This is a genomic window from Streptomyces sp. GLSS-08 (assembly GCF_056387915.1).
Map to the genome: position 1 here is coordinate 113,712 of NZ_JBWJAQ010000011.1, position 26,723 is coordinate 140,434.

Here is a 26,723-nt window from a genome sequence, read left to right on the forward strand (position 1 = left end):
GGACGGCTTCGCCGTCTCAGAGGCTGACGCCCACCGTCACCGGCTCGTTGACCAGCGTGATCCCGAAGGCGTCGCGCACGCCTTCGACGACCTCGCGGGCGAGCGCGAGCAGGTCGTCGGTGGTGGCCCCGCCGCGGTTGGTGAGCGCCAGGGTGTGCTTGGTGGAGATCCGGGCGGGCCCGGTGCCGTAGCCCTTGGTGAAGCCGGCCTTGTCGATCAGCCAGGCCGCGGAGGTCTTGGTGTGGCTGTCCCCGGCCGGGTACGCCGGTGCCATGGCGTCGTCGCCGAGCCGCTCCCGCACGCGCGCGTGGAACGCCGCGAACTCCTCGTGCGTGAGGATCGGGTTGGTGAAGAACGATCCGGCCGACCAGGTGTCGTGGTCCTCGGGGTCGAGGACCATCCCCTTGCCCGACCGCAGCTTCAGGACGGTCTCCCGGGCGGCGGCGAGGGGCACGCGGTCGCCCGGCTCGACGCCGAGGGCGCGCGCCGTCTCGGCGTACTTGACCGGCGCGGAGAGCCCGGCCGCGTCCTCGAGCGCGAAGCGGACGCGCAGGACGACGTAGCGCTCGGGGTCCGCCTTGAAGCGGCTGTGGCGGTACGAGAAGGCGCAGTCGGCGTTGGCGAGGGTGACCGTCTCACGCGTGACGCGGTCGTACGCGACCACCTCGGTGATGGCCGACGACACTTCCTGGCCGTACGCGCCGACGTTCTGGATGGGTGTCGCGCCCGCCGAGCCGGGGATGCCGGCGAGGCACTCGACGCCGGCGAGTCCGGCTTCGACGGTGCGGGCGACCGCGTCCGTCCACACCTCGCCGGCGGCCAGCTCCAGCCGCGTGCCGTCGAGTTCGACGCCGGTCGTGGCGATGCGCAGGGCCGTCCCGGCGAAGCCCTTGTCGCCGATGACCAGATTCGATCCGCCGCCGATGAGCAGCAGCGGTGTCCCGCTGTCGTCGGCCTCGCGGACGGCGGCGATCACCTCGGCGTCGGTCGTCGCGGTGATCAGCCGGTCGGCGGGCCCGCCGAGCCGGAAGGTGGTCAGGGGGGCGAGCGGAGCGTCGTGGAGTTCCTGCACGGGCTCAAGAGTACGAGAGAGCGGTGGAGCGTCCACCCATCGGTGGGGCCCGGCACATGCCCGGCCGCTCCGGGAGCCCTGATACGGCAGGCACGCCGAAGGGGGCGGTCCGGCCCGTCGGGCCGGAGCGCCCCCTTCCGGGCACTGGATGCTCAGGTGGCGACGGCTTCCTTGGCCGGCTCCCCGGACGGGGCGGGGGTGCCGGGGCCGGCGGGCGGTGCCGAGCGCCGTGCGGACGGGACGGCCAGGGCCGCCATCGCCGCGACGGCCACCACGGCGGCCCCCACCCACAGCGCGGGCCGCAGCCCGTCCACGAAGCTCTGCGCGGACTCGTAACCGCCCTGGGCGGCGAAGATCGAGGACATCACGGCGATGCCGAGGGCGCCGCCGACCTCGCGGAGGGCGTTGTTGGCGCCGGAGGCGATGCCCTGCTCCTCGGGGTGGACGCTGGACATGACCAGGGCCGCGGCCGGGGCGAAGTACAGGGCCATTCCGATGCCGCTGAGGATCAGGCCGGGCAGCTGTCCCGAGTAGGAGACGTCGGCGGTGACGACGGCGGCGAGGTAGGCGAGCCCGGCGGCCTGCAGGAAGAGCCCGGCGGCGACGACCGGGCGGCCGCCGATGCGGTCGGAGAGGTAGCCGGCGACCGGTGCGACGAGCATCGGCATCCCGGTCCAGGGCAGCATCCGCAGTCCGGCCTCGGTGGGCGAGTAGCCGAGGACGCCCTGCATGTACTGGCTGAGCAGGAAGATCGAGCCGAACATCCCGAGGAACATGAGCAGGCTCGCGGCGTTGATCCCGGCGAAGGCGGGCGAGCGGAAGAGCCGCATCGGCAGCATCGGGGCCCTGGCGTGGATGCCGTGGTGGACGAATCCGCCCAGCAGCGCGGTGCCCGCGACGAGAGCGAACAGGACGAATCCGCTGGTCCAGCCGTCGACGGGCCCGCGGACCAGCCCGTACACGATCCCGAAGAGGCCGCCGCTGGCGAGGACCGTGCCGGTGATGTCGAGCGGGGCGCCGCTGCCGTACGACTCGGCCAGGCGCAGCCGGGCGAGCGGCAGCAGCGCCAGACCCAGCGGAACGTTCAGCCAGAAGATCCAGTGCCAGGACACGTGTTCGGTGAGACTGCCGCCGATGAGAGGTCCGGAGGCGACTGCGAGGCCGTTCACGGCCCCCCAGATCCCGTACACCATCCCGCGCCTGGCGGCCGGGACCGCGGCCGTCAGCAGGGTCAGCGTCAGCGGCATCATGATCGCGGCTCCGACGCCCTGGACCGCGCGGGCGGCGATCAGGGAGTCGATGCCGGGTGCCATGGCCGCGGCGGCGGAGGAGGCGGTGAAGACGGTGAGCCCGACGAGGAACAGCCGGCGGCGGCCGAACCGGTCACCCAGCGCCGCGCCGAACATCAGCAGCACGGCGAAGGTGAGCGTGTACGCGCTCACGGTCCATTCGAGGTCGTCCAGCGCTCCCCCGAGGTCCTCGCGGATGGAGGGCAGGGCGGTGGTGACGACGAGGTTGTCCAGGGCCGCCATGAAGCCGGCGACGCTGGTGATGACGAGGGCCCAGGCGGTTCCCCCGCGACGGGCGTTCTGCTGCGACATCTCTCCCCCAGAGGATGTTCGATCTTTCCGGTTAGTTATTGATGACTAACTTTTCTGTGCAGAGAGGAGCGCCCAGGGCGACCCGTTCCGTCTACTTCTCCAGTCGGCCGTCGGCCCGCGCCGACGGGTAGATCCCTTCCCAGACCCGATGATCCGGCGGGAAACCCATGGCGTTCAAGCAGTTGATGAGCATCCCGTATGCCATGAACGCCGTCGTGTCGTCGACGTCGGCGCCGAGCGAGAGATGGACGGTGTCCCACAGCCGCATCCAGCCGGCCCGCACCGCCTCCCCGAACTCGTGCTCGCCGGCCTGTTCGGCCGCGGCCACCGCCAGATACATCTGCATCTGCATCATCAGCCGCTCCGGCTGCTCGGCGATGACCCTGCTGTACGCGTTCCCCATGGCCAGCCGGGCCTCTTCGCCCTGGAGTCCCGCGGAGGCCTCCTCGAAGGTGCGGATCGTGTCCTCCACGCACCGCTCGGCGGCCGCGAGGAAGATCGCCTTCTTGCTGGGGAAGAGCCGGAAGAGATACGGCTGCGAGACGCCGACGCGCCTGGCGATCGCCTCGGTCGACGTGCCGTAGTAACCACCGCGGGCGAACTCGCTCGTCGCCGCGCGGATGACGCTCTCGCGCCTCTCCTCCGCGCTCATCCTGACCATGCGAGAAAGTTAGTACTCAATCACTAACTGCGTCAAGAGGGTCGGCGCCCTCTCCGGAACGCCCGACGGCCGACGAGCGTTGGTGCAGGCAGGGGGCCAGACGCCCGTAAGGGGCGCCCCGCCGTGGAGGACGCCCCTTACATCGCGTGGACTCACAGCGGCCCCGGTGCTCGGGCGGCGTCAGGTCGGCGCGCGGGCCCCGACACCCGGCGCCAGGGTTGGCACTCGGTCGGGGCGCGGGCTGACGTCCGGCGCTCATACCGGGGCCTCGCCTGCGCCCGGTGCTTTCGCCCGGGTCCGCCGGCGCTCACGCCAGTCGTACGACTGCCCGTGACATCCCCAGCACCTTCTGTCCGGCGCTCGTCGCCGTGAGGTCGACGCGGACGGTGTTGTCGTCGAGCTTGGCCGCGACCTTGGCGCTGACCTCGATCGTCGCGCCGTGATCGTCGTTCGGGACGACGACGGGCCTGGTGAAGCGGACGCCGTACTCGACGACCGCGCCCGGGTCGCCCGCCCAGTCGGTGACGACGCGGACGGCCTCGGCCATCGTGAACATGCCGTGCGCGATGACGTCGGGGAGACCGACCTCGACCGCGAACTTCTCGTTCCAGTGGATCGGGTTGAAGTCCCCGGAGGCGCCCGCGTACCGCACGAGCGTGGCACGCGTCACGGGGAAGACCTGGGCCGGCAGCTCGGTGCCGACCTCGACGTCCGCGTAAGAGATCTTCGCCGTCATGTCAGCTCTCCTCCGCCGCACGCGCGACGAGCTTCGTGAAGGCCGTCACCACGTGCTCGCCCGTCTCGTCGTGGACCTCGCCGCGGATGTCCACGACGTCGTTGCCCGCGAGGGACTTGATCGACTCGATGGTCGAGGTGACCGTGAGCCGGTCGCCCGCGCGCACCGGCCGGGTGTAGGCGAACTTCTGGTCGCCGTGCACCACGCGGTTGTAGTCGAGGCCCAGTTGGGGGTCCTGGACGACCTGCCCCGCGGCCTTGAAGGTGATCGCGAAGACGAAGGTCGGCGGGGCGATCACATCGGCGTACCCGAGCGCCTTGGCGGCGTCGGGGTCCGTGTACGCGGGGTTGGCGTCCCCCACGGCCTCCGCGAACTCGCGGATCTTCTCCCGGCCGACCTCATAGGGGTCGGTGGGCGGGTAGGACCGCCCCACGAAGGACTGGTCGAGCGCCATGGACTCGGCACCTCCTGGTTTCAGCCGGACCAACGAGTCTCAGCCGAGGCCCACGGGTGGGACGCTCGGCGGGTGAACGACGCGAGGCCGCCCCCGTTGCTGGGGACGGCCTCGTGTACGAGCCTGAAACTATCGCGTTTCGCGGTGCGCGGTGTGCGCGTTGCAACGCGGGCAGTGCTTCTTCATCTCCAGTCGGTCCGGGTTGTTACGCCGGTTCTTCTTGGTGATGTAGTTCCGCTCCTTGCACTCCACGCAGGCCAGCGTGATCTTCGGGCGGACGTCGGTGGCAGCCACAGGAGTGCTCCTTGACGAACGGATGGGACGATTAACGCATAGAAGAGTAGCCGATCGAAGGACCGACCCAACAATCGGCTACTGTCAGTAGCGGTGACCGGACTTGAACCGGTGACACAGCGATTATGAGCCGCTTGCTCTACCGACTGAGCTACACCGCTGAGATGCGATCGGGCCCCGCCTTGCGACGGGAACCTCACACACCAGAGCCCCAATACGGAATCGAACCGTAGACCTTCTCCTTACCATGGAGACGCTCTGCCGACTGAGCTATTGGGGCGAGCGATGAAGACATTACACGGTCGGCCGCCGATCGCCCAAATCCGTTTCGCGGCACCTGCCCCAGGGTGTCTCCCACCCGTCACTCAGGGCGTCCGGCGGCCGTATTCCGGGCGTTCGGCGGGGTGAGTCGCGGCCGTACTCCGGGGGTTCCGCGGCCACCGCGAGCGGCCTCTGAGAAGGGCGGATCGGCGCGGGTGGCGCACGGTCGCCGCCGCGGAGGGCGCGCAGTCGCCACCCGGCGATGCTCGTGGGGTGGACGGCAGTGACTCCTGAGGCGCGGGAGGCCACGCGGGGCTCTGAAGGCACGTCGTTCCGGCAGTCGGATCGCGTCCTTTCCGCCTGATCGAAGCCTCCCCTCCGGCCCGTTCGTCGTATCCGGTCAACACGAGGACCACACCGGTACGACTATTTCGCTCCTCCCGGATACCGGCGGGTCACGACCCTAGGCTCGACTCACTCTGCGTGACCTTGCGTCCCTGCCGCGCAGACGTCCCCGAGCCACCAGGAGCGCGATGCACGACAGCCAGCCGCAGCCGCCCCCCTCGTCCTCGTCCTCCTCGGGACATGCGGACGCTGCCGCCCTGCTGCTGTGCGGAGCTCGGCTCACCGACGGCAGGACCGTGGACGTGCGGCTCGTCGGCGGCCGCATCGAGGCCGTCGGCACCGCGGGAAGCCTCGCCCCGGGCGGAAGTCCCGCCCACGGCACGCGTGTGGACCTCGACGGCTACCTGCTGCTGCCGGCCCCCGCCGAGGCGCACGCGCACGGCGACACGGCGTTCACGGCCGACGAGGACGGACCGGTCCCGTCCGGCTCCGAGCAAATCCAGCGCCGGGCCACCGAGGCGGCGCTGCTCCAACTCGGGCACGGCGCGACGGCGTTGCGCTCGCACGTGCACGTCGGTGCCGTGCAGGGACTCGGCGCGCTGACGGCGGTGCTCCGGGCACGCCGAACGCTGCGCGGTCTCACCGAGCTGTCGACGGTCGCGATGCCCCGGCTGCTGACCGGGGTGGCCGGGGCCGACGGTCTCGCGATGCTGCGGGACGCGGTGAAGATGGGCGCTTCGGCGGTGGGCGGCTGCCCGGACACGGACCCGGACCCGACGGGGTACGTGGAGGCGGTGCTGGAGATCGCCTCGGAGCACGGCTGTCCGGTCGACCTGCACACGGACGGCGCCGATCCGGCCCGGCTGGCCCGCCTGGCGGTGATGGCGGGCGGCCTGCGCCCCGGAGTGACCCTCGGTCCGTGCGGCGGCCTCGGGCGGCTGCCCAGCGAGGTGGCGGCGCGTGCGGCGGACCAGCTCGCGGCGGCCGGAGTGACGGTGGTGTGCGTCCCGCAGGGCGGCTGTGGCGGTGTCGACCGGCCCGGGACGGCTCCGGTACGGCTGCTGCGCTCGGCCGGTGTGCGGGTTGCGGCGGGCAGCGGCGCCCTGCGCGACGTCTCGAACCCGGTGGGCCGGGGAGACCCGCTGGAGGCGGCGTACCTGCTCGCCTCGCGCTACGGGCTACGGCCCGAGGACGCCTACGGCACGGTCAGTTCCGCCGCCAGGGCCGCCCTCGGCCTGCCCGAGGTGCGCGTGGAGGCCGGTTTCCCCGCGGAGCTGCTCGCGGTGCGCGGGGACCGGCTCGCCGGGGCGCTGTCGCTGGCGTACAGCCGGATCGTCGTACACGGCGGGCGCGTGGTGGCGCGGACGAGTGCGGTGCGGGAGTACTGCGGTTCGGCCGTGACGGCGGCGCTGGATCTGCCCCGGCAGGGGCGGGGGGAGCCGTCGTAGCGGTCTCCCCGGCGGGGGCGGGGAGGGCCGTCGTAGCGGTCTCCCCGGCAGGGGCGGGGAGGGCCGTCGTAGCGGTCTCCCCGGCGGGGGCGGGGAGGGCCGTCGTAGCGGTCTCCCCGGCAGGGGCGGGGAGGGCCGTCGCAGCGGTCTCCCCGGCAGGGGCGGGGAGGGCCGTCGCAGCGGTCTCCCCGGCAGGGGCGGGGAGGGCCGTCGCAGCGGTCCCCCCGGCAGGGGCGGGGAGGACCGTCGTAGCGGTCCCCGCCCCTGCCGGTGCGCCGGATCGGCGTTCGAAGCCGGCCGGCGGGCGGGTCAGAGCATGCCGCCGCCCAGCATGCCGCCGGCGAAGGGGCTGCCGGGGCCCTGGAGTTCGTCCGCGGGGAGCTCCGTGGCACCCTTCGGGGCACTCACGTCGCCCGCCTCGCTGAACTTCAGGACCAGGGGCAGCTTCGTGCCGTTCGGCTTGTCGGCGAGGACGGCCAGGTCGACCTTGACCTGTTCGAGGTCACCGTCCTTCAGCTTGAAGTCGACGGCGACCTTCTTGTCCGGGGCGTCCTTGAGGTCCTTGGCCGTGGGGAGTTCGGCACCCGCCGGGAGGTCCCCCTGCAGCGGACGGAGCCTGTCGAAGAGTCCGGTGAGCAGGTCGCGGAAGCCGGCCTTGGCGACGACGTGTTCGGCACCGTCGCTGCCGCCCTCGTTGCGGAAGGTCACTTCGTCCGTGATGACTCCGCGGACGGCCTTCATGACCTTCTGCTGGGTCTTTGCGTCGACCTCGTCGCGGGACCCCTTCGTGCCCCTGCCCGGCTTCTCGAGCTGGCGGGCGTCGACCTTGGCCCACTCGCCTTCCAGGATCTTCTTGAACCCCTTCTCCTCTTCCGGGAGTTCGTCGGCGGTCGGGAAGGGGAAGCCCATCGCGTCGCCGAGGGCCTTCATGTCGGCGCGGTAGTACATGAAGTCGCCGACGACCCGGTACTCGACGAGGACGCCCTTGGCACCCGCGACCCTGACGCTCGTACCGAGGAGATCCTTCTCTCCCGAATCCGCGAGCTTCCTGCGGGACTTGACCGAGACGTCGACGTGCAGCCCGGCGATCAAGTCGGTGAACTCCTCGGGCATCTCCTCGCCCGGATCGGTGTCACCCGCCAGCGAGGCCAGCGCCTCGGGGGTCGCGTCCAGGCTCAAGCCGAAGGCGAGCGACTTCTGTTCGCCGAGCCGGTCGACGGCGTGGTCGACGTTCTGTCCGGCGGTGAGGTTCTCGACCGTGCCACAGGCGGCCGCCGTGGCGAACAGGACGGCGGCACAGCCGGCCACGGTGACGGTCTTGCGTAGGGCGGTGATGGGGGTCTCCTAACGAGGCCGCACGTCGCCGCACGGCCCCCGGGGCGTCGTACGGCGTGGACAGCGACCTCTGATTCGCAGTGATCACCGCTATGACTCGCAAGTCGTCCACAGGGTTGTGCGGCGAACCCGCCCGGCCGGGCGTACGGTCGGAATCATGCGCATTGTCATTGCTGGAGGTCACGGTCAGATCGCGCTGCGGCTGGAGCGCCTGCTCGCCGCGCGCGGCGACGAGGCGGCGGGCATCATCCGCCGCGCGGAGCAGGGCGACGATCTGCGGGAGGCCGGTGCCGAGCCGATCCTGTGCGATCTGGAGACGGCCTCGGTCGAGGAGGTCGCCGGGCACCTGCGGGGCGCGGACGCGGCCGTCTTCGCGGCGGGCGCCGGTCCGGGCAGCAGCGTCGCCCGCAAGGACACAGTGGACCGGGCCGCGGCGGTCCTGTTCGCGGACGCGGCGGAGCTGGCGGGTGTACGGCGGCACGTCGTCGTCTCGTCCATGGGCGCGGATGCCGCGCACCAGGGCCACGAGATCTTCGACGCGTACCTGCGCGCCAAGGGCGAGGCCGACGAGTACGTACGCGGCCGGGAGTCCCTGGACTGGACGATCCTGCGTCCCGGCGCCCTGACGGACGACGCGGGGACGGGCCTCGTCCGCCTGGAGGCCTCCACCGGGCGCGGTTCGGTCCCCCGTGAGGATGTCGCGGCGGTGCTGGCGGAGCTGGTGGACACCCCGGCGACGGCCGGCCTCACCCTGGAGCTGATCAGCGGGTCGGCACCGGTCTCGGTGGCGGTGAAGTCGGTGGCCGGGAACTAGGGCCGCGGAACCTGTGCCCCCGGCCTGGTGTGGCGGGGCGGCCGGTCAGCGGCCGCCTCCCGGGCGATGGACGCTCAGGTCGCCGTAGGCGGACAGAGCGCCGGTCACGTCGCCCGGTCGGTGACGCAGCGTGGAGTCCAGGAAGGCGAGAGAGGCCGCGGCGACGACACGCGGGCTCTCGGTGCGGCCCAGGGACCCGACCAGTGAGGGCACCGGGGGCAGGTAGAGGGGGCCGTCCATGAAGGTGATGTGTGCGGCGCCGGGGATGGTGAGCCGGTAGCTCGTCGCGGTGCTGAGCTTGAGGACCTTGCCGAGGCGAGGCAGGTAACGCGGGTCGGTCTCCTGGGTGATGGCCTGGGTCAGCGCGAGCACCGGCTGGTCGAAGGAGCCCGGGGCGGGGTCGTGGGGGTAGCCGTCCAGATCGATGACGGCGTCGAACCTGTGGTCCTGGCGGGCGGCCTGCAGGGCGGCACCGCCACCCATGGAGTGGCCGGTCGCCGCGACCCGGCCGGTGTCCAGGCGTCCGGTCAGAGAACCCGCGATCTCACCTCGGTCCAGACGGCCCAGCTGGGTGAGGACGAAGCTGAGGTCGGCGGCCCGTATCCCCGACGTCTCGGCGGACCGCTTCTCGTCTTCGTCCGGGTCACCGGCGGAGGCGATCCTGGTGGTGATCGTCCGGCCGTCGGTGAGGACGACGGCGGCCGAATCGTACGGATGGTCCAGGGCGGCGACCACATAGCCGTGGCTGGCCAGTTCCTCCGCCCAGGCCGTGTTCTGGGTGCGCACTCCCCCGAGGCCGGGGGAGAACAGCACGACCGGGAACCTTCCGCCCCCGCCGGCCACGGGGGCGTCGAAGACCGCATGGGTGTGGGCGCGCGGGACGCCGTCGACCAGGAAGCCGGGCAGGCCGATGTAGCGTGCGAGCGCCTCGGAGACGATGCGCGCCTCGTGCTCTGTGCGCCCGAGGTACTGGGCCCGTTGCGCGCCCGCGGGACTCCGCCGCGCGGGGTACCAGAGCTGGACCACGACCGTGCGCCGGTCTCCGCGTTCAACAGTGGCCGTCTCGGGGCGGTGCGGGTCGGTCCACTGCGTCACGCGCGTGCCGACCGCGAAGTGGCCCGACGGCTCGGGGAACACGGGTACGGGAAAGGCCCAGGCGGCCGCCGGGCCTGCGCTGATCAGGCCGACGCAGACCAGCGATCCCGGCAACGCCAGCCACCAGCGGGCCCGCCTCGTCGGCCGGCCCGTACGTCGTCGCAGCAGCGGAGACACGGCGAACGGCAACGCGAGGGCAGCGCCTGCCAGTACCGGCAGCATCTGCCAGCGGATCCCCACCGCGCTCAGCACGACCGCGGACAGCACGAAGACCGCTCCCGCCGCGATCGTGACGAGTGGACGGGCGGCGGGAGGAAGCCAACGCGCCAGCACCAGCGCGACGGCACCCGGCAAGGCAAGGAGTTCCAGGGGGGACATGTGCAGTCCCGTGATGATCTCGGTCACCCGGCCATCCTCGGCGCGGGGTAGGCGCTGTTGCATCGGTCCAGGGTCGCGATCGTGTGCAACCGGAGTCGCATCCGGGGCATGTCGCCAGTACGACCGGAGTCGCACCCAGGGCCCACTGCTCCCCCGCGTCCACGCCCACGGGTTCCGCCCGCCGCCGAGGGGAGCGAAGGCGACCGTCTGATCACCGCCTCACACAGGCCCGGCGCCGGCAGCTCGGCCCGCCCAGGACGCCGCCGACAGGGGGCGGGTCCCCGGCACCGGGGCCGCCGCTCGACGGACGGGTCGGAAGATCCCCCGCACCGGGCCCGCCGCCTCGACGGACAAGTCAGAAGATCCCCAGCACCGGGCCCGCCGCCTCGACGGACGGTCAGAAGAGGGGCAGCTGACCGGGGAACCCGGGCACGACGTACCCGTCGAGCGTGGGCTGGGCCGCGCCGAGTTCCGCCGGTCTGCGTGACCCGGGGCACGACACGAGCTCACCGCTCCCCCGGGCTCCGGCCGGGTCGTGCCGCGCGAACCGGCCCGCGACGACGGCGATCTCACGACGGCACTCGGGACACTTTCTGCGGCGGGACGACATGCTGTCCAGTGTGCCCGGCGGCCGACGGACCGGGCGGCGGGACCGGCCGGGCAGCTGCGGGTCCCGGCGTCCCATCGGGGATTTGAGGTCACACCGGGCTCCGCCCACCACGCCACAGCGCGGGGCGGCACGCCGGTCTTCCCGGCGCATGACCAAGGGCCCGTGACCTGCTGTGAGGCAGGTCACGGGCCCTTGGTTCCCGTGTGGCGGCGCCAGGATTCGAACCTGGGAAGGCTAAGCCGGCAGATTTACAGTCTGCTCCCTTTGGCCGCTCGGGCACACCGCCGGGGTTTGCTGCCGTGAGGACCGCTTTTCGGCGGTGCTCCGTGGCAACGACGTAAACGATACCCGATGCCCGGGGGTGCTTCGCCACCCGATTGATCAGTACTCCGCGGGGAGCGGGTGGCTAGGCTTATGCGGATGCGGCGCGGGGCTGATGCCGGTTCTGCTGCCGCCCTCACGCACCCCGATACAAGGAGCCACAGGACATGGCCGACTCCAGTTTCGACATCGTCTCGAAGGTCGAGCGGCAGGAGGTCGACAACGCCCTCAACCAGGCCGCCAAGGAGATCTCGCAGCGCTACGACTTCAAGAACGTGGGCGCCTCCATCTCCTGGTCCGGCGAGAAGATCCTCATGGAGGCGAACTCCGAGGAGCGGGTCAAGGCCATCCTCGATGTGTTCGAGACCAAGCTGATCAAGCGCGGGATCTCGCTGAAGTCGCTGGACGCCGGTGAGCCCCAGCTCTCCGGCAAGGAGTACAAGATCTTCGCGTCCATCGAGGAGGGCATCTCCCAGGAGAACGCGAAGAAGGTCGCGAAGATCATTCGTGACGAGGGCCCGAAGGGCGTGAAGGCTCAGGTGCAGGGCGACGAGCTGCGCGTCAGCTCGAAGAGCCGGGACGACCTGCAGGCCGTGCAGGCGCTGCTCAAGGGCAAGGACTTCGACTTCGCGCTGCAGTTCGTGAACTACCGGTAGAGGATTCGGCGCGGGTACGAGCAAGGGTGGGCGCCCCGGTGCCCACCCTTCCTGCCTCCGGCCGCGGGTCAGGGGTGCGCGCTCAGCGCCGTGAGTCCCCGAACAGGATCCGGTAGACCACCAGCAGGACGAACGAGCCGCCGATCGCGGCGGCCCAGGTGGCGCCGTCGTAGAAGTCCTTGGTGATCGGGTGGTCCAGCCAGCGGGCGGATATCCAGCCGCCGATGAAGGCGCCCGCGACGCCGATGAGGGTCGTCCCGACGAAACCGCCCGGGTCGCGTCCCGGCAGCAGGAACTTGGCGATGGCCCCGGCCAGCAGCCCCAGAATGATCCAGCTGATGATGCCCATGCCCTGAACCTGCCTCTCCGCGCTGCGCCCGGACTGTGTTCCTGCGTCGGCCAGGCTGTGTTCCGGCGGCCGAGCCGCCGGTCACGCTCATGTTGATGTTCCGTTGCCGGGGATGACGCCTGCACGGCGCCGGCCGGTTGCACTGATCAGTAGGGTGCGGGTCATGACACGACAGGGGGCCGACGGTCCGGGTGCCGGTGTTGGTGCCGGTGCCGGGCTGCGGCGGACCCTCGGTGTCGGGGACGCGGTCGTCATCGGTCTGGGCTCGATGGTGGGTGCCGGAATCTTCGCCGCGCTCGCCCCCGCCGCCCGGGTGGCCGGCTCCGGGCTGCTGATCGGGCTGGCGGTGGCGGCCGTCGTCGCCTACTGCAACGCGATGTCCTCCGCTCGGCTGGCTGCCCTTTATCCCGCCTCGGGCGGCACGTACGTGTACGGACGCGAGCGGCTCGGGGACTTCTGGGGCTATCTCGCGGGCTGGTCGTTCGTGGTCGGGAAGACGGCCTCCTGTGCGGCGATGGCGCTCACCGTGGGCGCGTACGTCTGGCCGGGGCAGGCGCACGCGGTGGCGGTCGGCGCCGTGGTCGCGCTGACCGCGGTGAACTACGGCGGGGTGCGGAAGTCGGCCCGGCTGACCCGGGTGATCGTGACGGTGGTCCTCGCGGTCCTCGCTTCCGTGGTGGTCGTCTGTCTCGGCTCCGGTGCCTCCGACACGGGGCGGCTGGACGTCGGGGTCTCCGACGGCATGGGCGGAGTGCTTCAGGCGGCCGGTCTGCTGTTCTTCGCGTTCGCCGGGTACGCGCGGATCGCGACCCTCGGCGAGGAGGTACGGGATCCGGCGCGCACGATCCCGCGCGCCGTCCCGCTGGCGCTCGGTATCGCGCTTGTGGTGTACGTGGCCGTGGCCGTGTCGGTGCTGACCGTGCTCGGTACGGACGGGCTGGGCTCGGCCTCCGCTCCACTGGCCGATGCCGTACGGGCGGCGGGGGTGCCGGGGCTCGTGCCGGTGGTGCGGATGGGTGCGGCCGTGGCCGCGCTCGGGTCGCTCCTCGCGCTGATACTGGGCGTCTCGCGCACCGCGCTGGCCATGGCACGTGACCGGCACCTCCCGGGTCCTCTGGCCGTCGTCCATCCGCGCTTCCAGGTGCCGCACCGGGCGGAACTGGCCGTGGGTACGGTCGTCGCGGCGCTGGCCGCGACGGTGGATGTGCGGGGTGCCATCGGTTTCTCCTCCTTCGGGGTGCTGGCGTACTACGCGGTCGCCAACGCGTCCGCCTGGACGCTCGGTTCGGCTCTCTCCCGGCGGGTCCTGCCGGCGGTGGGGCTCGTCGGGTGCGCGACGCTGGCGTTCGCGCTGCCGGGTGTCTCGGTCGTCGTGGGAACGGCCGTGCTGGTGGCGGGGGCCGCGGCCTACGGAGTCCGGCGGTGGGCGGCCTCGCGATAGTCCGTGGGTGCGGACCGGTCAGGGAGCCGGAGCCGTGCGTATGCGGAAGCCGGGCCAGGGCGCCATGTCCGCGCCGTCGCTCGCCTCTTCGTACCAGCCGGTGCCGTCCAGCCAGGCGCGCAGCCAGTCCTCGAGGCTTGCCGAGTCCACGTACCAGGCGTCTTCGGCACGGTCGGCGTTCGGCTCGAAGAACAGGACCGTGCCGTCCGGGTCCTGGCAGTCCACGCAGGCGTACATTCCGCAGCCCCAGTGGGATATCGGCAGGACACCCTCGGGCCAGGGCCAGTCGGGGTCCTCGACGCCCTCGGCTCGGTTGGCGACGTACTGCGGGACGGCCGCGGGCTCGCCGGACGGCGAACTGTCCAGCAGCGGCAACAGGCCGTACTCCGGGCCGAATCCGCCGTCGCCTATCCGCAGGTAGAGCGCGGCGAGCAGCGCCGGCAGCGGGAAGCCCAGGGCGGACTCCGCACGGGCGATCGCGGACGGGGCCACGGGCTCGGGGAGCGAGGGCCAGCCCCAGGGGCGGGTGTCGCGGGCATGCTGGGCAACCCGTGCCAGCAGCTGCTCGATTTCGGTCATGGGCTCATGATGCAACGCGCCGCTGACAGCCGGGCGGGCCTGTGGACAACCGCGGGCGAGGCGCGTTCGGGGCTGTGGACAACGGCAGTTGCGGGACGACTCCGGCCGGGCTGACCCGCCTTGGCGCCCGGTGCGGCAGTACAACCGGTCGTACCCCCGCAATCGGGCGTCAGCGCGTCGGGCGTCAGCGCGTCGCGAACGGCTGGTCCGAGCGGACGATCTCGCGTCCCAGCGGCAGCAGCGACACCGGCAGGAGCTTGAAGTTGGCGATGCCGAACGGGATGCCGATGATCGTGACGCACAGGGCGATGCCGGTCACGATGTGGGCGAGGGCGAGCCACCAGCCGGCGAGGACCAGCCACAGCACGTTGCCCACGCAGGACGGGGCGCCCGCGTCGCGGCGCTCCACCGTCGTATAGCCGAACGGCCACAGGGCGTACACGCCGATCCGGAACGCGGCGATGCCGAAGGGGATGCCGATGACGGTGAGGCAGAGCAGCGCGCCCGCGAGCAGGTACCCGAGGAACAGCCAGAAGCCGCTCAGGACGAGCCAGATGACGTTCAGGAGTGTTTTCACTGGTGGTGACCTGCCATCTTCTCGAGCCGGGCGATGCGCTCCGCCATCGGCGGGTGCGTGGAGAACATCTTGGAGAGTCCCTGGCCCGGACGGAACGGATTCGCGATCATCATGTGGCTGGCGGTCTCGATGCGCGGCTCCGGGGGCAGCGGCAGCTGCTTGGTGCCGGCGTCGAGCTTGCGCAGGGCACTCGCGAGGGCGAGCGGGTCCCCGGTGAGCCGGGACCCGGAGGCGTCCGCCTCGTACTCCCGGGAGCGGCTGACGGCGAGCTGGATGAGGGACGCGGCGAGCGGGCCGAGGAGCATGATCAGCAGCATGCCGAGGAGTCCGGGGCCGTCGTCGTCGTTCGAGCGGCCGACCGGGATCAGCCAGGCGAAGTTCACCAGGAACATGATCACGGAGGCGAGGGCGCCGGCGACGGACGAGATCAGGATGTCGCGGTTGTACACGTGACTGAGTTCGTGGCCGATGACGCCGCGCAGTTCACGCTCGTCGAGGATCCGCAGAATGCCGTCGGTGCAGCACACGGCGGCGTTGCGTGGGTTGCGGCCGGTCGCGAACGCGTTCGGCGCCTCGGTGGGCGAGATGTACAGGCGGGGCATGGGCTGGCGGGCCTCGGTGGAGAGTTCGCGGACCATGCGGTAGAGGGCCGGGGCCTCGAATTCGCTGACCGGGCGGGCACGCATCGCGCGTAGCGCAAGTTTGTCGCTGTTCCAGTACGCGTACGCGTTGGTGCCGACGGCGATCACGAGGGCGACGACCAGGCCCACCCGCCCGAAGAAGCTGCCGATGACGATGATGAGTGCGGACAGTCCCCCGAGGAGGACGGCGGTCCTGAGCCCGTTGTGCCGGCGGTGCACGGTACGCCCTCCAAGTGGTGCGGCAGGGGAACCCTTGCTTGCTGATGCTGCTGCGTGCGTCCACTGCTCAGTGGACCCTCCCGTACTGGTCAACGCCAGGCGGGAGGCACTAGTTCCCTTGTGCCCGGGATGGTGGGCGTGGGCCGACCGGGTGACGGGGAGCGGCGGCGCAGGCGCGCGTGGGGGCGTTCAGGGGCGTACGCCGGGCACGGGTGTGGACGTGGGCGTGGAGGCGGGTCCACGCGCGCGTGGCGGGAGGCGGTCCCCGGTGGGCGGTCGGTCAGAAGAGGGAGGTGTCCGAGAAGCGCAGGACCACTTGGGGTGCTCCGGAGAGGGCGATCCCGAGGACGGCCGTGAGGGCGATGGCCGCGGTGAGCGGGGCCGGTACCCGGTGCTCGGCGGTTTCGCCCTCGGGGGCGCGGAAGAGCAGCGTCGTCCACTGGAGGTAGTAGAAGAGCGCGATCACCACGTTGACGGCCATGACCACGGCCAGCCAGCCGAGCCCGGCGTCGACGACCGCCGAGAAGACGGTGACCTTCGCGAAGAGGCCGATGATGCCCGGTGGCAGTCCCGCGAGGCACAGCAGGAAGAACCCGAGGAGCAGCGCCGAGAGGGGGCTGGCGGCATACAGACCTCGGTAGTCGCTGACACGGTTCAGGGGGCTCGTACGGGCGACGAGGGCGGCCACGGCGAAGGCGCCCAGGTTCACGGCGGCGTACATCAGGGCGTACGCGACGGTGGAGCCGATGGCCTTCTCGGCGTCCTTGGAGTAGGCGGCCGCCGCGATCGGCACCAGGAGGTAGCCGGCCTGACCGACGGAGGACCAGGCGAGCAGCCGGACCGCGCTGTACGCGCGCGTGGTGCGCTGGCGCAGGGCGCCGACGTTGCCGACGGTCATGGTCAGGGCGGCCAGTGCCGCGAGTGCGGGGCCCCAGATGTCCGCGTACGACGGGAAGGCGACGACGGTGACGAGGATCAGGCCTGAGAAGCCGACCGCCTTGCCGACGACCGACAGGTAGGCGGCGATGGGCAGGGGCGCGCCCACGTAGGTGTCGGGCACCCAGAAGTGGAAGGGCACCGCGGCCGTCTTGAAGGCGAAGCCGATGAGGGTGAGGACGACGCCGGTCTGGGCGAGGGTGGCGAACTGCCCGTCGACGTGCTGGATCCTGTCCGCGATCTTTGTCAGGTACAGGGTGCCGGTCGTGGCGTAGACGAAGCTGACGCCCATGAGGCTGACGGCGGTCGCCGTGACCGAGGACAGGAAGAACTTCAGGGCCGCCTCGGAGGACTTGCGGTCGCCGCGTTTGATGCCGACCAGGGCGAAGGCGGGCAGGGAGGCGACTTCCAGGGCGACGATGAGGGTCGCGAGGTCCCGTGAGGCGGGCAGCAGGGCGGCGCCTGCGGCCGAGGAGAGCAGCAGGAACCAGTACTCCCCCTCGGGGAGTTCCTTGTCGGCGTCCTTCAGGGCGGTCACCGAGAGCAGGGCGGCGAGGAGTGCTCCGCCGAGGACCAGGAGCTGGATGACGAGGGTGAACCGGTCCGCGGTGTAGCTGCACACGTCGGCGTCGCCGGTCAGGCAGAAGGTGGCGCGGTCCCCGTCCAGGAGCGGCAGCAGGAGCAGCGCGGACGCGGCGAGGCCGGCCACCGAGAGCCAGCCGAGCAGTGACTTCCTGGCGTCGCCGACGAAGAGGTCTGCGACGAGCACGACGAGTCCGACGGCCGCGGCGAGGGTGGGCGGCGCGATCGCGAGCCAGTCGACGGACTGGACCAGGGAGCTCATCGGGTGCCTCCTGCGAGCAGTTGCTGCACGGCCGGGTCGGTCAGACCGAGGAGGGCCCTCGGCCAGAGTCCGGCGATGACGGTGAGGGCGACGAGCGGGGCCCAGGCCGCGAACTCGTAGCTCTGGACGTCGGCGAGCCGCGGAGCGTCCCGCTGGGGCGCGGCACCCATGCACACACGGCGGACCACGATGAGCATGTACGCGGCGGTGAGCAGGGTGCCGAAGGCGGCGACCGCCATGAAGGTGAGGAAGGCGGGACGGCTGAGGCCTTCGGCGGGGTTGAACGCGCCGAAGAGCGCCAGCATCTCGCCCCAGAACCCGGCGAGGCCGGGCAGTCCGAGCGAGGCGACGGCACCGAAGGCGAGCAGGCCGCCGAGGCGGGGTGCCTTGCCGTAGAGGGCGGCGCCGGTCTCCTGGGCGAGGGTGTCGAGGTCGGTGGTGCCCGTGCGGTCCTTGAGGCCGCCGACCAGGAAGAACAGGAGGCCGGTGATGAGGCCGTGGGCGACGTTGGCGAACAGCGCGCCGTTCACGCCGGTGGGGGTCATCGTCGCGATGCCGAGCAGGACGAAGCCCATGTGGCCCACGGAGGAGTACGCGATGAGGCGCTTGAGGTCGCCCTTGGCGCCCTGCTTGGCGAGGGCGAGGCAGGCCAGCGATCCGTAGATGATTCCGGCCACCGCGAGGGCGGCGAGGCAGGGCGCGAAGGTGTGCATGCCGTCGGGCGCGACGGGGAGCAGGATGCGGACGAATCCGTACGTGCCCATCTTCAGCAGTACGCCCGCCAGCAGGACCGAGCCGACGGTGGGTGCGGCGGTGTGGGCGTCGGGCAGCCAGCTGTAGAGCGGCCACATCGGCGTCTTGACGGCAAGTCCGATCCCGACCGCCAGAACCGCGATGACCTGCACGGATGTGGTCAGCTCGCGGCCGTTGTCAGTGGCGAGTGCCACCATGTCGAATGTGCCCGCCTTGATCCCGATCAGGAGCAGGCCGAGCAGCATGACGACGGAACCGAGCAGCGTGTAGAGGATGAACTTCCAGGCGGCGGCCTGCCGTCCGGCACCGCCCCACCGGGCGATGAGGAAGTACATCGGGATGAGCACCATCTCGAACGCGAGGAAGAACAGCAGCAGATCGAGGACGGCGAAGGTCGCGAGGGTGCCGGACTCGAGGACGAGGACGAGCGCGACGAAGGCCTTCGGGGTGGGGCCCGCGGGCATCTTGAAGTAGCTGTACAGCGCGCAGAGGAAGGTCAGCAGCGCGGTCAGGACGAGAAGGGGGAGGGAGATGCCGTCGATGCCGAGGTGGATGCGCACGTCGAGTGCGGGGATCCAGCTGATGTCCGTCGTGGCCTGCATCCGCTGGGCCTTGGCCGGGGTGTCGTGGTCGAAGCCCATTGCCAGGACGATCGCGGCGATGAGGACCACACCGGTGACCAGCACGCCGTGCCGCAGCACGGCCTGTTCGGGCGACTTCCCCTTCAGTCCGGGCGGGGCCGGCAGGAGAGCCGTGGCGGCCCCGATGAGCGGGCCCACGACGATCAATGCGAGAAGGATCTGCATCACGGATTCACTGATATCGATCACGTCTGCTCACGCTCCCGTGGCGACGAGGAGGACGGCGACCGTCAGGACGACGGTGCCGGCGAGCAGCGCGCTCACATAGGTCTGCACATTGCCGGTCTGGGCGCGCCGTGCGGCCTCGCCGAGCCAGCGGGGAAGGGCGCCCGCACCGCGTACGTAGGTGTCGACGACCTCGCGGTCGAGGAAGCGGACGAGGGTGGCTCCGGCCTGCACGGGGCGGACGAACAGCGTCGCGTACACGGCGTCGAGGTGGAAGCCGGCGGCCGCGTGGCGGTGCAGCGGGCCGAGCAGGAGACGGCCCGGGTCCGCCGGGTCCGGTGCGGATGCGATGTCTCCGTAGGCGGGCGTGTGGCTGGCGATGGCCTCGGCCTCGACCAGTCCGGCGTCGCCTTCGGGGTGGGCCGCGACCGCGCCCAGGGGTACGGGGGCGGCCATGGCGGTGGTGTGCCGCCAGGCGCCGTAGGTGACGAGACCGCCGACGAGGGCGAGTCCGGTGGCCAGGACGGAGGTGGTGAGGACCGGCGTCAGGTCGCGGCCGTCGAACCAGTCGGGCAGCGGACCGTATGCCAGTCCGAAGGCGAGCGACGGGACGGCGAGCACCCACAGCACCACGGTCATGCTCAGCGGCTGCCTGCCGTGGTCGGGGGCCTCGGTTCCCCGGCCGTTGAAGGCGAGCAGCCACAGGCGGGTCGCGTACGCGGCGGTGAGCACGGCGGTGACCAGGCCGGCGACGAGGACGATCCAGCCCGCGGCGCCGGGGGCGTGCTCGGTGTGGCCGGTGGCGACGTGCTCGGCGGCCCCGAGGACGGCTTCCTTGGAGAAGAAGCCGCTGAAGGGCGGGATCGCGGCGAGCGCGAGCAGCGCCACGGTCATCGTCCAGTAGGCGTCGGGGATGCGGACGCGCAGGTCCTTCATGCGGGACATGGCGGCCAGCGAGTTGGTGCCGGAGGCGTGGATGATCACGCCGGCGGCGAGGAACAGCAGCGCCTTGAAGGCGCCGTGCGACAGGAGGTGGAAGACGGCGGCCCCGCGGTCGGCGACGGCGAGGGCGCCGGTCAGGTAACCGAGCTGGCCGATCGTCGAGTACGCGAGGACGCGCTTGATGTCGTCCTGGGCGAGGGCGGCGAGTGCCGAGCCGGTCATGGTGACCGCGGCCATCACGGCGAGGACGACCATCGCGGTCGTGGAGGCCTCGAAGACCGGGAGGAGCCGGGCGACGAAGTAGACACCGGCGGCGACCATGGTCGCGGCGTGGATGAGTGCGGAGACGGGCGTGGGGCCGGCCATCGCGTCGGGCAGCCAGGTGTGCAGCGGGAACTGCGCCGACTTGCCCGCCACGCCCGCGAGGAGCAGCAGGGCGATCAGGGTCGGGTGGTCGAGTCCGCCGCTCGCGACGGTGCCGAGGACCTTCGTGATGCGGAAGGACCCGGCGTCGGTGGCGAGTGCGAACAGGCCGATCAGGAAGGGGACGTCGCCGAGCTTGGTGACCAGGAAGGCCTTGAGGGAGGCGGCGCGCGCCTCGGGGGTCTCCCAGTAGTGGCCGACCAGGAAGTACGAGCAGATGCCCATGATCTCCCAGCCGACCAGCAGCACGATCAGGTCGCCGGAGTAGACGACGAGCAGCATCGCGGAGGTGAAGAGGGAGACGAGGGCGGCGTACGAGGGGTAGCGGGGGTCGTCGCGCAGATAGCCCGTCGAGTAGATCTGCACGCAGGACGCGACGAGGCCGACCAGCACGGCGACGAGGGCGGCGAAACCGTCGATGTCCAGGGCCAGCTCGATGGGGACCGAGCCGGTGGGCGTGAGTTCGGTGACGGCTTCCACGGCCTGGTCGCCGCCCTGGCGCACGGCGACCAGCACGGCGACGACGAGCGCCGCGAGGGTCGGGAGCACGGCGAGGGGGCGTACGAAACCGGGGGCCGTCCGGCCGAGGAACAGGCCGGCCGCGGCACCCAGGAACGGGAGGAGGGGGACGAGGACGGCGAGGGTGGTCGTGGTCACGCGGTGGCCTCAGCCTTCTCGGCCGTGGTCGGCGCGGCGGTTTCGGGGCCGCCGCCTTCGGGGCCGTCGCCGGTCTCGGCGGTGTCGCGGAGCCTGTCGATGTCGGAGGTGCCGCGGTTGCGGTACACGGCGAGGACGATCGCCAGTCCGATGCCGATCTCGGCGGCGGCGACGGCGATGACGAACAGGGTCAGTGCCTGGCCGGAGTGCAGGGTGTCGCGGGCGGTCTTGGAGAGCCAGACGTCGAAGGCGACGAGGTTCAGGTTGACGGCGTTGAGCATCAGCTCGACGGACATCAGGACCAGGATCGCGTTGCGGCGCGCGAGGACTCCGTACAGGCCCGTGCAGAACAGGAGGGCGGAGAGCACGGCGGGATAGGCGAGGTGCATCAGCGGTTCCCTTCCTTGCCGGAGGACCGCTCGCCGGCCGTCGTCGGGCCGGGGGCCGGGCGGCTCGGGGGGAGTGTGCCGGAGGGCCGGGGTGCGCCGGGCTTCGGGCGGGCGGAAAGCGCCTCTTCGGCGGCGGTCTTGCGGGAGAGCACGATCGCGCCGACGAGGGCGGCGAGGAGCAGGACGGAGAGGGCCTCGAAGGGAAGCACCCAGTTCTGGAAGAGGCTCTCGCCCGTCGTTTCCGTGGAGCCCTCGGCGGCGCCGTCCAGGTCCATCCAGGTGGTGCGGAAGGCGTCGACGACGATCCAGACCAGGGCGCCGGCCGCGGCGACGGCCACGGCCAGGGCGGCCCAGCGGTTGCCGGAGTCGGCGTCCGGTGAGCGGCCGATGGGGGCCCTGGTGAGCATCAGACCGAACAGGAGCAGGACGACGACCGACCCGACGTAGATGAGGACCTGCACCCAGGCGATGAACTCGGCCGTGAGGAGGAGGTATTCGACGGCGAGGCCGCCGAGCGCGACCACCAGCCAGAGGGCGGCGTGCACCAGCTGCCGGGTGGTGACGGTCACGATCGCGGCGCCGAAGGTGACGAGGCCGACGAGGAGGAAGGCGATCTCGACGCCGGTCGGGGAGAGGAAACCGTGGCTGCCGGCGGCGGTCGTGGCGCGTGCTGTGGCGGCGGCCGTGGCTGCTGCGAGGCTCACGACTGGGCCTCCCCGGGGTCCGTGGGTCCGGCCGTCCGGTCGGGGGCGGCTCGGTCGGCCTGCGGGGCCGGCTCCGTCTGCCCGGCCTGCCCGGCGCGTCCGGCCTGACCGGTCCGCTCGGCCGGCTCGGTCTGCTGAGCCTGCTCCGCGGGTCCGGCCTGCTCGGCGGCGAGTTTGTCGGCGGTCTTGCGGGCCGCGGTGATCTCCTTCGGTTCCTCGGCGGCGGGGTCGAGGGCGGGCGGGGCCGGGACCGTCCACATCCACTCGCGGAGTTTGTCGCGTTCGTGGGTGAGTTCGTGGATGTCGGTCTCGGCGTACTCGAACTCCGGGGACCAGAACAGCGCGTCGAAAGGACAGACCTCGATGCAGATGCCGCAGTACATGCACAGGGCGAAGTCGATGGCGAAGCGGTCGAGGACGTTGCGGCTGCGCTCACGGCCGCCGGGGGCGGCGGGCGGGACCGTCTCCTTGTGGGAGTCGATGTAGATGCACCAGTCGGGGCACTCGCGGGCGCACAGCATGCAGACCGTGCAGTTCTCCTCGAAGAGGCCGATGACGCCGCGGGTGCGGGGCGGGAGTTCGGGCTGGGCGTCCGGGTACTGCTCGGTGACGGTCTTCTTCGTCATCGTGCGGAGGGTGACGGCGAGGCCCTTGGCGAGGCCGGCGCCGGGAATGGGGGCCACTAGGAGATCACCACCTTGACGACGCCGGTGAGGGCGATCTGGGCGAGGGCGAGCGGGACGAGGAGGGTCCAGGCGAGCTTCTGGAGCTGGTCCTCACGGAGACGGGGGTAGGTGACGCGCAGCCAGATGACGACGAAGGCGAGGATCGCGGTCTTCAGCAGGGTCCAGATCCAGCCGAGTCCGTCGGCACCCCACGGGCCGTGCCAGCCGCCCAGGAAGAGGACGGTGGTCAGGCCGCACAGGACGACGATCCCGGCGTACTCGGCGAGGAGGAACAGCGCGAAGCGCAGGCCGGTGTACTCGGTGTACGCGCCGAAGATGATCTCCGAGTCGGCGACGGGCATGTCGAAGGGCGGGCGCTGGAGTTCGGCGAGACCGGCGACGAAGAAGACGATCGCGCCGACGATCTGCCAGGGCAGCCACCACCATTCGAAGGCGTCGACGATACCGGGGAGCGAGACGGTGCCCGCCGCCATCGCGACGGAGGCCGCGGTGAGCAGCATGGGCAGTTCGTACGCGAGGAGCTGGGCAGCCGTGCGCAGACCGCCGAGCAGGGAGAACTTGTTGGCCGACGCCCAGCCCGCCATGAGCGAACCGAGGACGCCCACGCCCATGACGGCCAGGACGAAGAAGATGCCCGCGTCGACGGCCTCGCCGACGGCTCCTTCTCCCGGGCCGACCGGGATGGCCAGGAGGACGAGGAGGTACGGGAGGAGGGCGACGGCGGGCGCGAGCTGGAAGACGCGGCGGTCCGCCCCGGCCGGGACGACGTCTTCCTTCTGGGCGAACTTCACGCCGTCCGCGACCAGTTGGGCCCAGCCGTGGAAGCCGCCGGCGTACATCGGGCCCAGGCGGCCCTGCATGTGGGCCATCACCTTGTGCTCGGTCTGACCCACGATCAGCGGGAAGGTCAGGAACACGACGAAGACGACGAGGAGTCGCAGGGCGACGTCGAGAGCGTCGTTCACTGCGTGCCTCCTGCGGGGTCGTCCTTGGCGGGGGTTGCTCGTCGGGGGGACTCCGGACCGGGTTCCGGCTCGGGCTCGGGCTCGGGCTCGGGCTCGGGCTCGGTACGTGCGCCGGAGCCGGGCCCGTCACCGGTACGTGCGCCGGGTTCAGCCTTCGGACCGGACTCGGGCGTCGGCTCCGTTTCCGGCGTCGTCTCCGGTTCCGGTTCCGGCCTCATGCCCGGCTCCCGTTCCGGCTCCGGGCCCGGCTCGGGCTCCGGCTTCGGTCCCGGTTCGGACGGCTTCGGTCCCGGCTTCGGGCCCAGCTCCGGCTCCGGGCCCGGCTCGGACTCCGGCTTCGGTCCCGGCCCCGGCTCCCGTTCCGGCTTGGGGCCCGGCTCGGACTCGGCATCCGTCCTCACGTCGGCGTCGGCGTCCTTGTCGGCGCCGGACGGACGGTCCGGCTCACCCTGCGGCGGGGCCCCGGCAGGCGTCACAGCCTCGGTGCCGGTGCCGGTGCCGGTGCTGGTGCTGGTACCGGCACCGGGCTCGGTACCGGGCTCGGTACCGGCACCCGAGTCGCTGAAGGCCGGTCGGGCGTGGTGCCACGGGGCGTCCGCGCTGCGCGGGGCTCTCGCGGGCCTCGGCGCGGCAGGGAGCGACGGCGGCGTCCCCTCCCCGGGGAGCTTCCCCGCGTCCCCGGGGAGCTTCCCCGCCTCCGCGGCCGTATCCGCGGCGGGCCGACCCGCGGCGGCCGGGCCACCGGCACCCGCCGGGCCACCTGCACCCGCCGGGCCACCGGCACCGGCGCCTGAATCTCCGGCACCGGCCGTTCCGGCACCGGGCTCGGTACCGGGCACAGCCGGAGCCTGCTGGCTCGCCGACCCGCCGCTCGCGCTGCGCGCCCTCCGTGGCGCGGGCGAAGGCCCGGCGGTGGACGGCGTCGGGGCCGCGGCGGACTGGCTCGCCGAGCCCTCGTCCGTCGTGCGGGTGCGGCGGGCCGGCCGGTCTCCCGCCGCGCGGGCGGCGCCCCGGGCGGGGCGGGCCGGGGCGGGCGGGAGCTGGCCCTTGAGGGGGCCCCACTCGTTGGGGTCGGGGACGCCGGGCGGCAGCATCTGGCGCCGCTTGGGGCCGCCGTGGTCCGACTCCCCGGGCTCCTTCGCGCCGGGCCAGGCCTTGGCGACCCGCGCGGCGAGCACGAAGTCCTTGCGCAGGGGGTGGCCCTCGAAGCCCTCCGGGAGCAGGAGCGGGTCCAGGCCGGGGTGGCCCTCGAAGTCCACACCGAACATTTCGTGGGTCTCGCGCTCGTGCCAGCCGGCGCCCGCGTAGACGGCAACCGCGGACGGCAGGACCGGCGCGGTGTGCGGGACGGTCGTACGGACGAGCAGGCGGCGTACCGGGGACAGCGCCACGACGTGGGCCGAGACGCGGAAGCCCGTGCCGGGTTCGTCGACGGCGCTGAGCCAGTCGAAGTACGTGCACCCCAGTGTGTCGCGGGCCGTCAGGAGGGCGGCGGTCCAGGACGCGGGCGGCACGTCGACGGTGAGGAGCGCGTACGACTCCTCGGCCGTGGCGTCGGGGCCGAACAGGTCCTCGACCGGGGCGGGGAGCCAGCCGGCGGTCATCGGGATCGGCCCTCCCCCGCGGCCGGCGGCCGCACCGGACCGCTCTGGAGCGCGGCCGTGGAGGGACGGCCCGTGCCGTACCGCTCGCTCAGCGACTCGCGGGCGATCTTCTCCTGGAGCTTCAGGATCCCCTGGAGCAGGGCCTCGGGACGCGGCGGGCACCCGGGGACGTACACGTCGACGGGGATGATCTGGTCGACGCCCTTCGTCACGGAGTACGAGTCCCAGTACGGGCCGCCGCAGTTGGAGCAGGCGCCGAAGGAGATGACGTACTTGGGCTCGGGCATCTGTTCGTACAGACGTTTGACGGCCGGGGCCATCTTGTCGGTGACCGTGCCGGAGACGACCATCAGGTCTGCCTGGCGGGGGCCTGGCGCGAAGGGGATCACGCCGAGGCGGATGAAGTCGTGCCGGGCCATCGACGCGGCGATGAACTCGATCGCGCAGCAGGCGAGGCCGAAGTTGAAGACCCACAGGCTGTAGCGGCGGCCCCAGTTGAGGACCACCTTCATCGGCTCGGGGGCCAGCCGGGCGAGGGCGCCCAGCCTCTTCGGCTCGGGCAGCAGTACCGGCTGGGCCGGCTCCGGGGTCACGTCCATGTGAGGACGCCCTTCTTGTATGCGTACAGCAGGCCCACGGCGAGGAAGCCGAGGAAGAGGAACATCTCCACGAGCGTCGCCGCGCCGAAGCCGGGACGGGCGAAGACGGTCGCCCACGGGAACAGGAAGATCGAGTCCACCGCGAAGATCACGTACAGGAAGGCGTACACGTAGTAGCGGACCTGGGTGTGGGCCCAGCCCTCGCCCACGGGGTCGACGCCGCACTCGTACGTCAGGAGTTTCTCGGGGGTCGGCACGACGGGCCGCAGCAGTCGTCCGGCGCCGAACGCGACGGCGACGAACAGCACGCCGACGATCGTGAGCAGTCCGACGACCGAATAGGACTGGAAATAGTCCGACGCGACCACGGTCGCGGTCTCCACGCCCCCGGTCCCGGCGGCAACGGTCGGTTCCGGCACGTCCGCCCCTCGCTCTCTGACCTCGTGGTCCTTCGTGAACCTCGCGTTCGACGATCTGTACGCACGGGAGTCTAGGGCCTGCTAAAGAACCCGTAAGCAGCCCGTCACG

At 71.8% G+C, this 26,723-nt stretch carries 27 protein-coding genes and 3 tRNA genes; 4 read left to right on the forward strand and 26 right to left on the reverse strand.

Translation table 11 applies throughout. The features are described 5' to 3' along the window. Positions 1 to 16 precede the first annotated feature (16 nt). The 8 genes from AC0ZLC_RS20920 to AC0ZLC_RS20955 all read right to left on the reverse strand — a co-directional run bounded on the left by AC0ZLC_RS20920 (position 17) and on the right by AC0ZLC_RS20955 (position 5,098). Positions 17 to 1,072, reverse strand: a complete 1,056-nt coding sequence (locus tag AC0ZLC_RS20920) for a UDP-N-acetylmuramate dehydrogenase (RefSeq protein WP_476753471.1) — start codon at positions 1,070 to 1,072, stop codon at positions 17 to 19. Between the two features lie 152 nt (positions 1,073 to 1,224). After that, positions 1,225 to 2,673: an MFS transporter gene (locus AC0ZLC_RS20925; RefSeq protein WP_476753472.1), complete on the reverse strand. Its 1,449-nt coding sequence runs from the start codon at positions 2,671 to 2,673 to the stop codon at positions 1,225 to 1,227. A 91-nt stretch (positions 2,674 to 2,764) separates the two neighbouring features. Beyond that, entirely contained in the window at positions 2,765 to 3,334 is a 570-nt protein-coding gene (locus AC0ZLC_RS20930) for a TetR/AcrR family transcriptional regulator (RefSeq protein ID WP_476753473.1), read from the reverse strand. Between the two features lie 307 nt (positions 3,335 to 3,641). Then, entirely contained in the window at positions 3,642 to 4,070 is a 429-nt protein-coding gene (locus tag AC0ZLC_RS20935) for a MaoC family dehydratase (RefSeq protein WP_476753474.1), read from the reverse strand. A 1-nt stretch (position 4,071) separates the two neighbouring features. Beyond that, a complete protein-coding gene (locus AC0ZLC_RS20940) occupies positions 4,072 to 4,524 on the reverse strand; it encodes an FAS1-like dehydratase domain-containing protein (RefSeq protein WP_476753475.1) in 453 nt (150 codons plus the stop codon). Positions 4,525 to 4,653: 129 nt separating this feature from the next. After that, entirely contained in the window at positions 4,654 to 4,818 is a 165-nt protein-coding gene (gene rpmG, locus AC0ZLC_RS20945; RefSeq protein WP_003948671.1) for a 50S ribosomal protein L33, read from the reverse strand. Positions 4,819 to 4,906: 88 nt separating this feature from the next. After that, positions 4,907 to 4,979: transfer RNA gene (locus tag AC0ZLC_RS20950), tRNA-Met, on the reverse strand. A 46-nt stretch (positions 4,980 to 5,025) separates the two neighbouring features. Continuing rightward, a tRNA-Thr gene (locus tag AC0ZLC_RS20955) sits at positions 5,026 to 5,098 on the reverse strand. Between the two features lie 514 nt (positions 5,099 to 5,612). On the opposite strand from AC0ZLC_RS20955, the gene AC0ZLC_RS20960 reads away from it, so the two are divergent. Next, on the forward strand, positions 5,613 to 6,872 hold the full coding sequence (locus AC0ZLC_RS20960; protein ID WP_476753476.1) for an amidohydrolase family protein: 1,260 nt from the start codon (positions 5,613 to 5,615) through the stop codon (positions 6,870 to 6,872). Positions 6,873 to 7,181: 309 nt separating this feature from the next. On the opposite strand, the gene AC0ZLC_RS20965 is transcribed toward AC0ZLC_RS20960, so the two are convergent. After that, positions 7,182 to 8,180 (reverse strand): hypothetical protein, encoded by a 999-nt coding sequence (locus tag AC0ZLC_RS20965; protein ID WP_476753477.1) that lies wholly within the window; start codon positions 8,178 to 8,180, stop codon positions 7,182 to 7,184. Between the two features lie 184 nt (positions 8,181 to 8,364). Between AC0ZLC_RS20965 and AC0ZLC_RS20970 the strand changes: the two genes are divergently transcribed. After that, complete coding sequence (locus AC0ZLC_RS20970) at positions 8,365 to 9,021, forward strand: NAD(P)H-binding protein (RefSeq protein WP_476753478.1); 657 nt, start codon at positions 8,365 to 8,367, stop codon at positions 9,019 to 9,021. A 45-nt stretch (positions 9,022 to 9,066) separates the two neighbouring features. Here the strand turns inward: AC0ZLC_RS20970 and AC0ZLC_RS20975 are convergent, their stop codons facing one another. From AC0ZLC_RS20975 to AC0ZLC_RS20985, 3 genes are all read right to left on the reverse strand, one after another. Beyond that, positions 9,067 to 10,557, reverse strand: a complete 1,491-nt coding sequence (locus AC0ZLC_RS20975) for an alpha/beta hydrolase family protein (RefSeq protein WP_476753479.1) — start codon at positions 10,555 to 10,557, stop codon at positions 9,067 to 9,069. Between the two features lie 334 nt (positions 10,558 to 10,891). Further along, entirely contained in the window at positions 10,892 to 11,104 is a 213-nt protein-coding gene (locus AC0ZLC_RS20980; protein WP_476753480.1) for a hypothetical protein, read from the reverse strand. A gap of 204 nt (positions 11,105 to 11,308) precedes the next feature. After that, positions 11,309 to 11,390, reverse strand: a tRNA-Tyr gene (locus AC0ZLC_RS20985). A gap of 202 nt (positions 11,391 to 11,592) precedes the next feature. On the opposite strand from AC0ZLC_RS20985, the gene AC0ZLC_RS20990 reads away from it, so the two are divergent. Then, positions 11,593 to 12,081, forward strand: coding sequence for a YajQ family cyclic di-GMP-binding protein (locus AC0ZLC_RS20990; RefSeq protein ID WP_355789823.1), 489 nt, complete (start codon positions 11,593 to 11,595; stop codon positions 12,079 to 12,081). A gap of 82 nt (positions 12,082 to 12,163) precedes the next feature. On the opposite strand, the gene AC0ZLC_RS20995 is transcribed toward AC0ZLC_RS20990, so the two are convergent. After that, entirely contained in the window at positions 12,164 to 12,430 is a 267-nt protein-coding gene (locus AC0ZLC_RS20995; protein ID WP_476753481.1) for a GlsB/YeaQ/YmgE family stress response membrane protein, read from the reverse strand. A 163-nt stretch (positions 12,431 to 12,593) separates the two neighbouring features. Between AC0ZLC_RS20995 and AC0ZLC_RS21000 the strand changes: the two genes are divergently transcribed. After that, positions 12,594 to 13,871: an APC family permease gene (locus tag AC0ZLC_RS21000; protein ID WP_476753482.1), complete on the forward strand. Its 1,278-nt coding sequence runs from the start codon at positions 12,594 to 12,596 to the stop codon at positions 13,869 to 13,871. 18 nt (positions 13,872 to 13,889) lie between these two features. Here AC0ZLC_RS21000 and AC0ZLC_RS21005 read toward each other — a convergent pair whose 3' ends face one another. The 13 genes from AC0ZLC_RS21005 to AC0ZLC_RS21065 form a co-directional block, all read right to left on the reverse strand. Then, positions 13,890 to 14,450, reverse strand: a complete 561-nt coding sequence (locus tag AC0ZLC_RS21005; RefSeq protein WP_476753483.1) for an SMI1/KNR4 family protein — start codon at positions 14,448 to 14,450, stop codon at positions 13,890 to 13,892. 184 nt (positions 14,451 to 14,634) lie between these two features. Then, positions 14,635 to 15,027 (reverse strand): YccF domain-containing protein, encoded by a 393-nt coding sequence (locus AC0ZLC_RS21010; RefSeq protein ID WP_358850924.1) that lies wholly within the window; start codon positions 15,025 to 15,027, stop codon positions 14,635 to 14,637. Then, entirely contained in the window at positions 15,024 to 15,887 is an 864-nt protein-coding gene (htpX, locus tag AC0ZLC_RS21015; RefSeq protein ID WP_476753484.1) for a zinc metalloprotease HtpX, read from the reverse strand. The genes AC0ZLC_RS21010 and htpX overlap by 4 nt, the downstream gene beginning before the upstream one ends. Before the next feature lie 280 nt (positions 15,888 to 16,167). Continuing rightward, positions 16,168 to 17,667 (reverse strand): NADH-quinone oxidoreductase subunit N, encoded by a 1,500-nt coding sequence (locus tag AC0ZLC_RS21020; protein WP_476753485.1) that lies wholly within the window; start codon positions 17,665 to 17,667, stop codon positions 16,168 to 16,170. Beyond that, positions 17,664 to 19,250, reverse strand: coding sequence for an NADH-quinone oxidoreductase subunit M (locus AC0ZLC_RS21025; RefSeq protein WP_476753486.1), 1,587 nt, complete (start codon positions 19,248 to 19,250; stop codon positions 17,664 to 17,666). Before AC0ZLC_RS21025 ends, AC0ZLC_RS21020 begins: the two co-directional genes overlap by 4 nt. A 6-nt stretch (positions 19,251 to 19,256) precedes the next feature. Then, positions 19,257 to 21,248 carry an NADH-quinone oxidoreductase subunit 5 family protein gene (locus AC0ZLC_RS21030; protein WP_476753487.1) on the reverse strand — a complete coding sequence of 664 codons (1,992 nt, stop codon included), beginning with the start codon at positions 21,246 to 21,248 and terminating at the stop codon, positions 19,257 to 19,259. Continuing rightward, entirely contained in the window at positions 21,245 to 21,637 is a 393-nt protein-coding gene (gene nuoK / locus AC0ZLC_RS21035; protein WP_476753488.1) for an NADH-quinone oxidoreductase subunit NuoK, read from the reverse strand. The genes AC0ZLC_RS21030 and nuoK overlap by 4 nt, the downstream gene beginning before the upstream one ends. Beyond that, complete coding sequence (locus AC0ZLC_RS21040) at positions 21,637 to 22,341, reverse strand: NADH-quinone oxidoreductase subunit J family protein (protein WP_476753489.1); 705 nt, start codon at positions 22,339 to 22,341, stop codon at positions 21,637 to 21,639. Before AC0ZLC_RS21040 ends, nuoK begins: the two co-directional genes overlap by 1 nt. After that, positions 22,338 to 23,024 (reverse strand): NuoI/complex I 23 kDa subunit family protein, encoded by a 687-nt coding sequence (locus tag AC0ZLC_RS21045; protein WP_476753490.1) that lies wholly within the window; start codon positions 23,022 to 23,024, stop codon positions 22,338 to 22,340. Before AC0ZLC_RS21045 ends, AC0ZLC_RS21040 begins: the two co-directional genes overlap by 4 nt. Beyond that, positions 23,024 to 23,992 carry a complex I subunit 1/NuoH family protein gene (locus AC0ZLC_RS21050; RefSeq protein ID WP_476753491.1) on the reverse strand — a complete coding sequence of 323 codons (969 nt, stop codon included), beginning with the start codon at positions 23,990 to 23,992 and terminating at the stop codon, positions 23,024 to 23,026. The genes AC0ZLC_RS21045 and AC0ZLC_RS21050 overlap by 1 nt, the downstream gene beginning before the upstream one ends. Continuing rightward, positions 23,989 to 25,596: an NADH-quinone oxidoreductase subunit C gene (locus AC0ZLC_RS21055; RefSeq protein ID WP_476753492.1), complete on the reverse strand. Its 1,608-nt coding sequence runs from the start codon at positions 25,594 to 25,596 to the stop codon at positions 23,989 to 23,991. Before AC0ZLC_RS21055 ends, AC0ZLC_RS21050 begins: the two co-directional genes overlap by 4 nt. After that, on the reverse strand, positions 25,593 to 26,195 hold the full coding sequence (locus tag AC0ZLC_RS21060) for an NADH-quinone oxidoreductase subunit B (RefSeq protein ID WP_476753493.1): 603 nt from the start codon (positions 26,193 to 26,195) through the stop codon (positions 25,593 to 25,595). The genes AC0ZLC_RS21055 and AC0ZLC_RS21060 overlap by 4 nt, the downstream gene beginning before the upstream one ends. Further along, the gene (locus AC0ZLC_RS21065) at positions 26,186 to 26,614 is read right to left on the reverse strand and encodes an NADH-quinone oxidoreductase subunit A (RefSeq protein ID WP_476753494.1); all 429 of its coding nucleotides are present in this window, start codon (positions 26,612 to 26,614) and stop codon (positions 26,186 to 26,188) included. The genes AC0ZLC_RS21060 and AC0ZLC_RS21065 overlap by 10 nt, the downstream gene beginning before the upstream one ends. Positions 26,615 to 26,723: the final 109 nt, after the last annotated feature.